Origin of the sequence: Microcoleus sp. T2B6, assembly GCF_036700475.1 — a bacterium.
Classification (GTDB): domain Bacteria; phylum Cyanobacteriota; class Cyanobacteriia; order Cyanobacteriales; family Microcoleaceae; genus Microcoleus.
This window is the reverse complement of record NZ_JAUBOZ010000003.1, coordinates 111709-125186: the sequence shown is the minus strand read 5'-3', so window position 1 is coordinate 125186 and position 13478 is coordinate 111709. Positions and strand designations below refer to the sequence as shown.

The 13478-nt window shown below is 51.2% G+C and carries 6 protein-coding genes; all 6 read right to left on the bottom strand.

Annotation, left to right across the window (positions count from 1 at the left end; all coding sequences use genetic code 11):
- Positions 1–122: 122 nt before the first annotated feature.
- The 6 genes from QUA00_RS02275 to QUA00_RS02250 all read right to left on the bottom strand — a co-directional run bounded on the left by QUA00_RS02275 (position 123) and on the right by QUA00_RS02250 (position 12722).
- The gene (locus QUA00_RS02275) at positions 123–5438 is read right to left on the bottom strand and encodes a response regulator (RefSeq protein WP_333408565.1); all 5316 of its coding nucleotides are present in this window, start codon (positions 5436–5438) and stop codon (positions 123–125) included.
- A gap of 51 nt (positions 5439–5489) precedes the next feature.
- On the bottom strand, positions 5490–6308 hold the full coding sequence (locus QUA00_RS02270) for an HNH endonuclease (protein ID WP_333408564.1): 819 nt from the start codon (positions 6306–6308) through the stop codon (positions 5490–5492).
- 141 nt (positions 6309–6449) lie between these two features.
- Complete coding sequence (locus tag QUA00_RS02265) at positions 6450–9542, bottom strand: methyl-accepting chemotaxis protein (protein ID WP_333408563.1); 3093 nt, start codon at positions 9540–9542, stop codon at positions 6450–6452.
- Positions 9543–9689: 147 nt separating this feature from the next.
- Positions 9690–10223 carry a chemotaxis protein CheW gene (locus QUA00_RS02260; protein ID WP_039887356.1) on the bottom strand — a complete coding sequence of 178 codons (534 nt, stop codon included), beginning with the start codon at positions 10221–10223 and terminating at the stop codon, positions 9690–9692.
- A gap of 700 nt (positions 10224–10923) precedes the next feature.
- Entirely contained in the window at positions 10924–12162 is a 1239-nt protein-coding gene (locus QUA00_RS02255) for a response regulator (RefSeq protein ID WP_333103151.1), read from the bottom strand.
- Positions 12163–12485: 323 nt separating this feature from the next.
- Complete coding sequence (locus QUA00_RS02250; RefSeq protein ID WP_333408562.1) at positions 12486–12722, bottom strand: hypothetical protein; 237 nt, start codon at positions 12720–12722, stop codon at positions 12486–12488.
- Positions 12723–13478 lie beyond the last annotated feature (756 nt).

Below are 13478 nucleotides of genomic sequence, written 5' to 3'. Positions count from 1 at the left end.
CCATCGCTCTCTCTGTTCTCTTTCTCTGCGTTCTCTGTGTCCTCTGCGGTTTAATCAATCCGATTTCATCTGCGGTTAACAAATTCCCATTTTTCAACCGCAGATAAAAGCAGATTTACACATTACACACCAACCGGAGCACCAACAACCTCACCTTTCAACATCCGAGAAGCAGCATCAAGCAATTGCTCCTCCAAATAAGGCTTAGTGAAATAACCTTTGGCGCCCAAACTGTAAGCCATTTGGCGGTGTCTGTCAGCACCGCGAGAAGTTAGCATCGCGATCGGCAATTCACACAAAACGGCATCCTTCTGCATCCGAGAAAGTAGTTCCAAACCGTCCATTCTCGGCATCTCAATATCGCAGAAAACGATATCGCAAGGCAGACCAGATTTCATCTTTTCCCAAGCTTCCTTACCGTCGCGAGCTTCTTCCACACGATAGCCAGACTTCTCGAAAGTAATAGACAACAGCGATCGCACGGTAATCGAATCATCGACAATCAGCACAGTCGGCTCAGTCTTCTCGATTTCCGCCTCCGCAGCAGCCCGATCGCCCTCATCCCAAAGGGTACCGCCAGTATCCTTCCGCAGCCTTCCCGTAGCCAAATCGATCAGCTCCAGAACATCCGCAATCGCCACGATCCGACCGTCTCCGAGCACGGTAGCCCCAGCAATCCCGATCGGCTTCGGCACCGGCCCTTCCAACGGCTTGATCACAATTTCCTGTTCCGTCGAAACCTGATCCACCTGCACCGCCAAGAAATTGCCAGCAGACCGCAGCACGATCACCGAAATCATGTCATCGTCAGTATTAAACCCGTAAACACTGCCCCGACCCAAATGGCGACTGTAAGCCAGCAGATCCCGCAGCGGCCGGAACGGCAAGCTTTGACCCCGCCACTCAATGCAAGGCAAACCATCCGCCCCCGTCGTCACCTGATCGCGAGGCACATCGATCATATCTTCGACCCCATCCATCGGGAAAGCAATGCGAGCGCGATCGCTAATGCAAGTCAGAGCCTTAGAAATACTCAACACCAGAGGCAAACGGATCGTAAACACAGTCCCCTTGCCGATCGTCGAATCGATCGACACAGTGCCCCGAATTTCCTGCAAGGAAGTCTGCACCACATTCATACCGACCCCCCGGCCGGCGTACTCCGTCGCCTGTTCCTGAGTGCTGAAACCGGGCATAAACAGCAAATCGTAAACTTCCGAGCGAGACATCCTCTGAGCCTGAGCCGCCGTCAGCATACCCTGCTTAATCGCCTTCGCCTTCACCTTTTGCGGGTCAATTCCGGCCCCGTCATCAGAAACCGAAACCACCGTTTGGTTCCCTTGGTGGAAAGCCCGAATCGTAATCCTGCCGACTGCAGGCTTCCCAGCCGCCAGACGCACCTCCGGCGCTTCGATCCCGTGAGTAATCGCATTGTTCACCAAATGAGTCATCGGGTCATAAAGCTGATCCACAATCATCTTGTCAATCAAAATCTCCTTACCCTCAACCTGCAACTGAGCCTGCTTCCCGCACTTAATCGCGATTTCCCGCACCGCCCGGAACAGCCTGTCCGTCGTCTCCGCAAACGGCTTCATCCGGGCGCGAGTCAAACCTTCTTGCAGTTGAGTCGTAACTTGCCGCAGTTGGCGAGTCACCTGATCCGCCTCATCCACCAAAAACTCAATATCCGCCGCCGACTCCCGTACCCGCACGATCAGCTCAATAATCTCTTGAGCCAAACTGTGGAAAGGAGTAAACCTGTCCATTTCCTCTGGTCTCCAGGCACTTTCCCGGGTGTGGGCCGAATCCTCAGAGCGCCAGGCCGATCGGTGTCCCTGCCGATTTGCCAGCAAAGCAATCTCCAAAAGACTCCGCTCGTAGAAATCCTGAGTCCGCTGGCTCACATCGCTCAGCAGCGCCACCTGGTGCAGCAAATTGTCCAAAAACTGCCGCATCCGTTCTTGGTCTTGCTCCAAACTGTTGCGGTTTACAACCAGTTCCCCCATCAAATTGCTGAGGTTGTCCAGTTGCTTGACCGGCACCCGCATCGTCTGGTCGCCGAACCCGCCCGCGCGGGGATTCCGCCTGGGTCTGTTGATCGCCGACGGCCCCATATTGCCTTCCCCTTGGCGGCCGCTGTCCTTGGGATCTTCCAGCAGTTTTTCCAAATCGCCAAATTCGTCGTCGCTCTCATCGGCAGCAGTGCGCGGAGCTTTACTAGCAGTTGTCGGTGCAGGAATTTCCGGCATAGTTGCGCTCTCGCTGAGGAGTTCTTCGAGATCCGAGAAAACTTCTGTATTTACCGGACTCTGATTTGTGCTTCCAGAAGCTGCTATGACAGCCCCAGCACCCCCTGCGATTAACAGTGCTTCTAAATCGTCAAAATTGCCTTCGACATCATCCTCATCGCCTGATTCGCCCTCGGCAAAAAAGTCTGCCAGCGATCCCTCTTCCAACTCCGAGGAATCGGCCTCGGCGGAGTCGTCCTCAGCGTCCCAAAAGCCGGTCGTCAGTTCCGAAGTCACCAGAACTTCAGCATCGATCGAATCCAACAAATCATCAAAACCCTCCAACTCTGCGTTGTTGAGAGTAGCCCCGGTTTCCATCGCCGAGAGCAAGTCAGCATCGCCCTCCAACATACCATCAAGAGATTCTGCAGGCATTGGCTCTAAATCCGCACTCAAAAAATCCGTTTCCAGGGCATCAAACAAATCATCTTCGCCCTCAGATTCCCCGGCGCCATCTGTTTCGGCTCGATCGAACAAATCCGCACCCGCCTCGTCGAACACACCATCGGGAGGTTGGGCAGACAACTCCTTCACATCCACAGCCGCGCCGTCATCTGGCGCCGTTCCAGCATCGCCTGGGTCCACCATGCCTTCCCCAAACATATCCTCCAAGAAATCGAAAGCTGCGCCCTCATCAGATTCGACATTTGAAATTTCCGACTCAGGACGATCGTCGGACAAAGCCCCAAGTTCAACATCTGCCGAATTGGCCAAGCCTTGGTCGGAAACAGCCGCACCATTGTTATTGTTGTCGAACAAACTCCCCAAGTCGCCCTCATCAACTCCCACACCGGCACTCAGCAATTCTGAATCCCCATCATTCTGCCAACCCCCACGGGCTTGCCCCGAAGCTTCTCCGTCATACTCGGTACCCGTAGGTACAGAACCGAAAAGCTCAGCCAAATCGGCAGCTTCTCGGGAAGTAGCCACTCCTTGCCGATCCCGCACAGTCTCTTCATCCTCAGAAATCGCGCCCGAGGTCATATCCCCAAACAGCGCATCCAAATCCGTATCGTCCAGATCCAGGTTGAGCGATTGCACAGACTCGTCTTCCAGCCCGAAAGCATCTTCTAGCCAGTTTCCATCCACAGAGATATCTAAATCAGAATTTGATGTCATGTTAAGAACGTTGCCCATTTCCTCATTTTGTGCGATGCCTGCAGCTCGATCTCGATCGCCCCCGTTCTCCCCACCTTCGTCTTCTGAAGAAAGGAAATTAGAAGTAATCCCCAACAGCTCGCTCAAATCCGAATCCTCGCCAAGCTCAGAGAGCAACTCGAAATCATCCATTGCAGGCAGAGCAAGGGCTTCGGCATCCCCTGAATCCTTGCCCCCCCCTGCAGGCTTCTTCGATTGTCCGTCTAAAGCCTCAGACTTCAGGGAATACTCCGAAGAGACTGCCGGCCCACCTGTTGTCTCAGATAAGCCTAAATCGCCGAACAAGTTCTCGAAATCAGCATTGTCCTCCGTACCACCTGCAGAAGTTTGGGCTGCCACTTCGTCCAAAAGCGTACCGAGAGCATCTTCGTCAGCTTGTCCCCTGGCTGGGGCCACCGTGTCGTCTCGCCGCTCCAAACGGCCCTTACCGTTACCCGTTTTAAGGTGTTTGCTAGTTAACCGCTGGCTCGAACCCGCATTTTTCTGACCGGGAGCTACTGCCGAGCCCTCTGCCTCCTCTCCAAACAGCAAATCCTCCCCAAACAAACTCGTCAAATCGTCAATCGGAGGCTTCGTGTTCGTTTCGGAACTTGCCACATCGTATTCGTCAAACAACAAATCAGTAAAATCGCCGGAATTGTCCTCGTCTAACCCCAGCATTCGGGCCGCCGATATCCCAGAAGACTGTGCATAGTCGAGGTCTTCTTCTTCTTCCCAAGCGCCGTCCAGATCCGGGGACTCGCCGTCAAACAAGTCAGCTAAAGTGTTGAGTTCTGCAGCGCCCACTTCCGGGCCGGTGCGGGTCGAGCCTCTAAAAGTACCCGTCTCTATATCCGATTCTGCGAAGGCGGAATCTTCGTCGAAATGGGACGATCGAATGCCATTGTCATCGTTGCTGTCGCCGCTGTCGAGTTGATCGAACAGCTCGTCTATACTCAGCCCCGAAATAGTCGGCAGCAACTTGTTCAATCCATCCTGGGCATCGCCCGATCCCACCAGATCCCAGGCCTCATCCTCAACAGAAACCACATTTTTCCCGGATTTACTCGGTTGAGCAAAGGCCAGCAAATCTTCAAAATCCGTTTCTGGAACCAGAACAGCAGGCTGGAGCGACAGAAGTTTTTCGCTTGGTGCGATCGACGATTCTAGACCAGAAATTACCAGTTCTTGCGCTTGTTTGATGTCTTTGATCACCGTTGGCGCTAAGGTGCGGTAGGTATTTTCTGGGTTGGCGATCGCCTTGGATACAGCTTGGATCAATGCTATCCAGTAGGGCAGTTCAAATTCTTCCCCTGCCCTGAGCAAGTTCCGACAAATGTTCTTGAGTTGCCGCCTGCTTTCTGGCCCTTCGGGCTGTTTGAACTCTTGCAGCAGTTCCCGCATCCTCGCCGGCACGTCCGACTCAAATACTAGCAGCAGCGCGCTGTCTTCTGTTGCTCTGACATCAGGTGCGTAAACTGACCGCGAATCTGGAAAACTCCTTGATGAGGCAAACGCCCCGACTCCCACCCCCGCCATAACTGGTTCGGGTACGGCCAGAACGCTGCTCTCGTCTGCATGGTATTCTCCGTGTCCAACGAGTCCCCCCAAGTGCCCGTTGAGCTCTTCAAATACTGGTTCTAATTCTCGAACCATCTGTTCTCCCAATTCTTCTGTCAGTCCAAAAGGCCCCGACAGTTGCTCTAACAGCCCTTGCAATGTGTCAAAAATCCGCAGAAAAAGGGACTCTAGCTGTTGGTCTACTTTAACGCTGCACTCTTTTAATACTTTAAAACTATCTTCTAGTCTGTGAGCTGTTTGCTGAATGCTCGTCAGCCCCAGCATTGCTGCTCCTCCTTTGACAGAGTGAGCGGCCCTAAATACTTCGTTGACCAGTTCTGGGTCTTCGATCGTGGTTTGCAGATTCAGCAAGCCTTGTTCGATCGTATTGAGGTGGTCTTTTGCCTCCTCAATAAAGTAGCCCATTATCCTCTGTTGTTGCTCCGGTAGCATAGTTTTATTCCTGATTTTAATCGTTATTGTATTGGGTCTATGTTAGTAGTTCTAGAGAAGCTCTTTGTATATCTCGCCCCTTGCCAAGAGAATAATCTGACTGCGAGATATGGCAAATGTCCTGGCTATTTTTGCTTTCGATATGCCCTCACTTAAAAGATAGCGAATCTGCTGCACTTGTTCGGGTTTGAGTTTGCGGTTAGGACCTATCTTGCCTGGAACGAAAGGAAAGCGGTTTTTTTCTATAGCATCGCGGGAGTTATCGGCGGGGGTTCCTTCCCACAAATGGTCGGGATTGATACAACCGCGATCGTCGCAACTGTGACACGCAAAATAACCGGGTTTTACAGGTCTTCCCAGTTTGTGTTCCAGTACAAGTCTGTGGGGATAGAAACTTTGATTTTTCCCGTTAATCTTGATAGTTTTCACCGAGTAACCATCACTTCTTTTAGCCAAGGTACAAATCTTGCAGCCGTTCGGCTGTATTTCAGCGCGAATGCCTGGAATTACTTCTATGCCTCGCACTTGTTTTTGAGGTTGAGGAGCAGATGTACTTCCGACATCTTTAATACGTCCTTTTTTAAACCTATCTTGAGAATTTTCCAGCCTAGAACCTTCCCATAAATGGTTGGGATTGATGCAGTTGCGGACATCACAAGTGTGGCAAGCAAAGTATTCCGGTCTAATCGGACGACCTAAAATATTTTCTAATACTAAACGGTGGACACTAAACGTTTTCCATTCACCGTTAATGCGAAGTCTTTTATTGGCATAGCCACTGCTAGATTTTGTTAGGGTAGAGATAATACAGCCCGTCGGCTGAACTTCACCAAAGATGCCCGGTATTACCTCTACTATGTTATCGTCCATCTGTGCAACTCCTACTTTGTTTAGGTGTTGAATTAGCATCCCCGCAGGGGTTTCAAGACTGCGAGGGTGCTTTTTTTATGCCATCATTGCCACACTAATCTGATTGTAAATCAGCCCGCAAAAAAAGCAGGAGACACTTAATTATTGTCTTTCTGCTGTTTCTACTCGGAATCTTTCTACCGATGTCAAAAGGTCGCGAGCAACGCCCACCAAATTTTGCAAAGCACCCGAAACTCGCTGCGCTTCTTGGGACGTTTCCTGAGCGGTCAGCTCAACTGCTTGCATCACACTGGCGACCGCGCGAGCTGTTTCGTTTTGCTCTACAGTGTCGGCAGTAATCGATCGCACTAACACGTCAATTCGGTTAGTTACTTGAATGATATCTTCAAGCGATCGCTTCGCCTGTTCTGCCAATTTTGTCCCCTCAATAACCTGCTGCGTCCCTTCTTCCATCGCCGTCATTACCGCGCCGGTTTCGCTTTGAATTTGCATCACGATCTGTTCGATTTCTTTCAAAGACTTAGCCGATCGGTCTGCCAATTGTCGCACCTCGTCTGCCACGATCGCAAAACCCCTGCCCGCTTCCCCAGCTCTCGCCGCCTCAATACTGGCGTTGAGGGCCAACAAATTCGTCCGGGAGGCGATCGTCGCAATTAAAGCCACAATCTTAGAAATTTCTTGAGAAGCTTCCGCCAACCGCTTGACTTTTCTAGTGGTTTCTGCTACCGTTTCTCGAATTTCCAAAATCCCGGCCACCGTCCGCTCCACAGCCTCGCCTCCTTTCAGAGCCGTTGCCGCCGCGCCCCGGGCCACTTCTTCCGCCTCTCTAGCGCTCTCTGCGACCCGCTGAATCGCATCGGTGAGGACTTGCACGGAATTCAGGGTTGCCGCCAGTTCCTCAGCTTGTCGCAGCGCGTCGGAAGACAAATCGCCCGCAAACTTAGCACTATCCGTAGCGCCTTTGCTGACCTCCCGAGCCGCCTGCTTCACCTGATGGACAATTTCGCGCAGATTTTGAATTGTCAAGTTAAACGAGTCAGCAACAGCACCCAAAACGTCTGCGGTCACTTCCGCAGTCACCGTCAAGTCACCCCGAGCCGCTCCTTCCACGTCGTCTAGCAAGCGAATCACTTGGCGCTGCAAGTCTTCTTTTGCCTGTTCCTGCTCGTCAGACTTGCGCCTGGTATCGCTAATCGTGGTTTGGATGACCTTCGCCATGTGGTTGAATTTAGCAGCCATTTTACCAAATTCATCTTCCGAGTAAACCGTAGCGCGAGCATCCAAAGTTCCTTGAGATACGGCATCGAACTGAGCTTGCAAATTATCCGACGACTTGCGTACCTGCTTGGCGATCAACTGGCCGATGCCCCAAGAAGTTAAAAAGCTCGTAAAGCCTGCTGCTGCGGTCATTACCCAGCCTGTTTGGCGCAGGTAAACGATCGCCTCCGGTTTGTCTTGCCGCAGAGCTTGATAGGAGGCAATGTTGGTGACGAAAGCCACAGCTACCAGAGAAACCAGTCCCGCCCCAATTGCCGTGTACAACTGTTTTGTAAACAAAGGGGCATTTTCCAAGAAAGCCAGTCCCCCCTGTTCTACTGTTACCGAAGTATCGACCGCTTCTGTTTCGGTGGGAGAAAAACTCGACACAGACGCATCAGCCGGGCCGCTTATGCTAAATATTTCGTCATCCCGAATTGCTGAGCCATCGCTGTTGTCAAAGTCCAGGCTGCTGCCCGTCGTTCCCATCATGCCGCTGGTCGAGTTGCCGAAATTGGTGTTACCTCTAGTCAACATCGAACTGGTGGCATCTTCTGAGATATCAAAGTCCGGCAAATTGCCTAAATCGTCAAACTCGTCAAATTCGTCTAAAAAGTCGCTGTGTGCTTGAGCGTTCCCAGTTTTTGACGACCAGGCGCTGCTGTTCTTGTCGGAAGCTCCGAAAGCTGTTGCTTGTTCGTTTTCGTCGAAAGAGAAAGCATCGCTAAAAGCGTCGTCTTCAAAAGCATCTAACTCGAAGTTGTCTCTAGAGCCAAATGCCGGGGGTTCCGAGTCGCTGTAACCGTTGCTGTTGGCGGAAGATCGATCGACTGAATTAAATTGTCCCCGGCTGGATCTTTGACTTTGGGAGTTGGGGACAGCACCTCCCATCAACAGTGTCTCGTCTTCCGCCAGCGAATAATTTGACGAGTAATCCGACCCGTTATTCGGCTGTTTGTTTTGAGGTCGAGAAGACCCGAAACCCGACGAGGGCATCGCCTCGGCAAAGGGGTCTTCCTCTTCGGCCCCAAGTGCGTTATGACCGTAATTTTGACCACTCTGGGGCGGGGATTGGTAGTCGTAGTCGGAGTTATCGTCGAATTCGTCTGGCAAATCGAGCGCAGCAAAAGGTTCGCCAAAATTGTCCGAGGGCCCGATGGGGGAGTCTAGTTGGTTCGAGTCGAAGGAATTCCCGACTTCTGAAGGGGCAAAACTTTGACCGTTGAGCATCTGAGTCGGAGCTTCTGAAAACGAATCTCCTGAGTAAGGTGCGCTTGAACCAGACACTTTGCTGCTAGACAAGTCAGCAGCATCAAACCCTCCATCATCTAAGGCAAAAGGGTCTCCAAAGTCCGAGTCGGCAAACTCGTCTATGTCTAGCGAGTCGGAGTTCTCAGCATAAGCTGCCATTCCGCCACTGTCGCCACCAAAGGGGTTAGAATGTGAAGCTAAATCTGGGACAGAGCCTGCGCCATCGTCGTCTTCTGGTTCCCACCCCAAGCCACTCATGCCCAAGTCGGCCAAGTCCTCGTTTTCCATGTCGTCTGGGGATTGACTTCTATAGGAAAGGGATGGGGAATTTCCTTGGAAAAGTCCCAAATCCGGGTCTTCTAACCCTTCATCGAGTGATAAGTCTGGGTAGAATTCTAATTCCGTTTCAGCAGACAAAGCCTCGAAATTTTCCGTTTGCAGCTCTCCAGATAAAAATTGGTCTGTGTAGGTAATTCCGTTGTGAGCGTGTTCCACCAAACTCGGGTCGTCACTCAGCCCTAGCACAACCGTGTACTGTTCCCGCGCCACCTCATACTGTTGCAGTCCGTAGCAGTAAATGTGTCCGCACAGCAGGCGAGCGCTGGGGTCTTCGGGAAAATCTTCTACTAATTGATAAACTAGGGCTGCGGCTTCTGAATAATTGCCATCCATGTAGGCCGCTTCTGCCCGTTGGTAGTCCTGCTGAAAGTTGGTACTTGTTGCCATTTGCCGCCCTCTTTGGATTTTAGATTTTAGATTTGAGATTTTTGATTTTTATCTTGAATTGAATGTTTAGATGCGCGCCTCAAGTCGTGTGACTGTTGATGGTTAGACCCCTATCGAAAATCGCAAATCGCAAATCTAAAATCGATTTCACGCTGCCCACCGCGCCGAGCGCAGAATTTTCACTTGATCTAGCAGTCGGAGCACTTTCTGAGCTGGTGCACCTAACATCCATTCTCCCCTCAGAAATGGAATCATGCCGTCTGGTGCATTGTTCTGAGAGTGCAGTTGCTCTACGTCGAGCCAGTCCATCCCCACAATTCGATCGACTGCCAGCCCCAAAATCGTGTCTTGGTCTTCCACAGCCACGATCGGGATTTCGGGTCTATCTGTGTTCAGGGGTGTTTGGTCTCCCAGAAATTGGCCGAGGTCTGCCACCCAAATCACTCGTCCTCTCATATTTAGCGTACCTAAAAGCAAAGAGGAAACGTTGGGGATCGGTGTCATGCGGTCTGGGGACGGGGATAGGACCTCTCTAATCCCTGTCGCTGGCAGTGCGAACTCGTTCCCCGAAGGAACGTAGAACCGCAGGTGCAGCTCGCCTTCGGGAGTTTCTAGTTCTTGGAATTCCGGAGCCGGATCTACGCCTAGTCCTGGTAATATAAAGTCTGGGCTACCGCTAATCATAATTCTGACACCTGCATTTCTAGCAAAAATTGTTGAGGTTTCCCGCCAAGAATAACCCGATCGAAACTTCGATGGTCGAAACTTGACACAGCCAAGCTTGACACAGCTAAGGGGTGAATGGCCCGACTGCAGCAGGCCCTTGGCAATAAATTTTCTCCGTCAATAATTGACTGCCATCAATAAATTCGCGCGACTTTTGCTGGCAAGTTAGCTCAAATCGACTACGAACAATTAATTTGAAACCCCTAAAGCTTCACTTTGTATTCCCACCGCCGTCTCAATTGGTAAAACTCTGGGTAATTTCTGCGATGAATGCTAAACCGATACTCGGATTAGCGAGGAGTTGTTGACATGGCTGGTGTCGCGACAATCATGAACGGAGTCACTTAAGACTGAGAATTGGAATCTCTGACTTTGTACAGAAATACCTAGCCATCAGTAGCTCTGTACATCAGTTTTTCGGAGCGGCTGCAAGTGGAGAACAAGTATATTATATTTGCACTTTGAGCGTGTTAGACCCACTTGGGTCTAGAAATTGAACAGAGTTTTACCGACGCGCTTATGCCAGCGCGCGGATTTATACATTCTAGTTTATGGGGCGCTCGCCAATAGTACCCCCAGCTTTCTGTTTGGGGCGGCGGAGACTCGATTTAACCGCAGGTACAAAAAAGCTCCCATCATGGCATCAGTGCGAAAGTTATTTTTCTTCTAATTGGTCTTCTAGCGAGCGCTCTAATAATCTTTCCGAGAGATTGAGCCGAGGGTAGCCCGGACCCACATATTTTTCTACCAGCATCAATAACTCGCTTTCACCAAAAGGTTTGGTGTAAAAGTCTGTAGCTCCGGCCATGCGGGCTTTAACGCGATCGATAAATCCGTCGATGCCCGTCAGCATAACGATCGGCGTCTGCCGGAAAGCGCTCGAACTACGCAGCATAGCGCAAATTTCGTAGCCGTCGAGTTCCGGCATGGCGATATCACACAGAATTAAATCGGGTTTGAGTGGAAACACCAAACTCAGCGCTTGGAGGGGATTGCCGATCGTAGTAGCTTCGTAACCGTGTTCATTTAAAATTGACTCGACTGTTTTGCGAATAGTATTGTCGTCGTCAATACAGACAACTCTGGGAACCTTGGTTTCTGGGGACGACCATTCTTTTTTGTTGTTGGTGGGGGCAACAGAGGGTTCGTAAAATACTTGCACCAATCCCTGCTGCACAAAGGGGTAAATCGCCTTAGCGACAGTGAGTACGTCTCGGTTGAGGTAGCGCGCCATTTGGCGGATCGAAGTGTGCCCGTCTGCCCAGCGTCTGAGAGTATTAAAGGTATTGACAGGCAGCGCGACTCGCAGTTCGGAGGGGTCTGAAATCACCGGGCATTGGTTGGGCGACTGAATGTGAGGGTGAAACTGCTTCCACTGCTGCACCTGTTTGACAATCTTGGCCAGCAGCGAGCTAATTTCTAAGCTGGTCAGTTGAGGAGCCAAAGCTGGGCCCATTTCAAAAGTGAAGGAACCCTGGTGGAGACTGAGCAAGTCAAAGAGGGTTTCGTGGATCATGCTGTGGATGATGTTGCGCCCTTGAGCTGGGGTGAGGATGTGGTTTTCTAGCAGGGCCCATAGGTAGCCGTATTCTGGGGCATTGGTAGATGCCATATAGGGAACTTGGATTTTGTCGAGGGCGGTATCTGCTTTGTAGCGGCGCAGGTAGTCGCGCAACCGAAACAAACTGCCCGCACTCTGGGTAGCGTAAATAATCTGACCGTTGAAGCAGAAGACATACCAGGATTGTCCTGCAAGGGAGCGCGGCGTAGGTTGAGTACCCGTGCTGCTGCCGGTGGAGGTGTAGGCCTCTACGAACAGTTCTCCGGTTCGCTGACCTAACTCAATCAATTGCAGGATGCTGCGGATGTCTATTTCACTCAAATTTCCCTGCATGCAGCTAAAGTATCCTCCTTAAAACCGTTGGCGTCTGAGCTCGGAAAGACTGTGTGCGGGCGAAAAGATTGACTTTAGTTTCCGTCAATAATTTACGCGCTGATGCTGATCTCACAATTGGGAATTGACGAAAGGGCGATACTTGCTGCCACTCCTCGGCCGCGCTACCAGTCCACAAGCTGAAACCGCGAAACTCGCGGCATTCTCTAAGTGTAGAGTTTCACCTTCTATTCCCACTGTTGCCTATTGCCTAAACTCGTAGAATCCACATCGCACGCTGGCACGGGTTCTTCGAGTGTGCAACGCTGGCATTCCCGACGGATTCAAGCCTTCGATGCCAAAGTTTTGAAGTTTTTGGCTGAGTATGCCGTCAGTTTCTCCAGCACATCTTGGCGTAGGTCAACTTCAAAATACCAAGGATTCTCTGGTTTTACCGCTGCTACCAGCAGCAAGTGCCGATCAATCCCCGATGGGAACTTGAGGCTAGTCTGTTGGGTTGGATGAGTTGTGATCGAGGTTTTTTTTGGGTTTGCCACAGCCCTAAAATCAGGTGCAGTCAAAATGAACCTTGGTTGGCAGTTGTCAGGAAAACCCTCAGTGCCGATCGACCTTTTTCCTCGCCCGCGGCTCCGTCATAGGCTCGCGTCATTACCCTATTCTAAGGCAGCGCGGTTCAAATCCCTAGTCCGCCGGAGGATGGCGTCCGCTTGGGGGCAGCGATGGCTTTTCTGACGATCGACCCATAACTAAAGCGTTGTAAAATCTATAGAAACTTTTGGATCGAAACGCCAGAGGCAAGCCCTGGGCTAACGACATGGGGATTTAGATTTGGGGATCAGTCGGTAGGGACTTTTAAGTCTCGTGAAACGATGGTGTTGCTAAAACCAGGGTGGTATAATTGGCAAAGAGCAATTCGCCAGAGTAAGAATAACTTTCAACCCATTGAAATATCCTAGAGGGCGAGCAGCCCCGGCAACGCACTAATCCGATTAATTCGGAATAGTTAAAGGGCAAATAATTGCAGCATAGGTCACGTTCAACCTTAAAAATAGGAAGAACTCAGCAAGTATGCGCTCCAGGAGAAGTAAAGTTCTTTGAGTGAGTAGAGGGATATTTTAATGTCCCGTTGTCGCCTTGAATGTGGGCAAGAATCCCCCGGCTTTAGAGGTGGGGAGGTTCAAGGACTGACCTTTTTCAGGTTTGGCCTATGGCAGTCCCCGCAGTGAGAGCTAGTCTGGAATCAAGCGGCATTGATACTGCTGTCTCATTCCTCCAGACAAGTGCCGGCGGCCGTACTTTCTGGAAGTTCTCCCGTG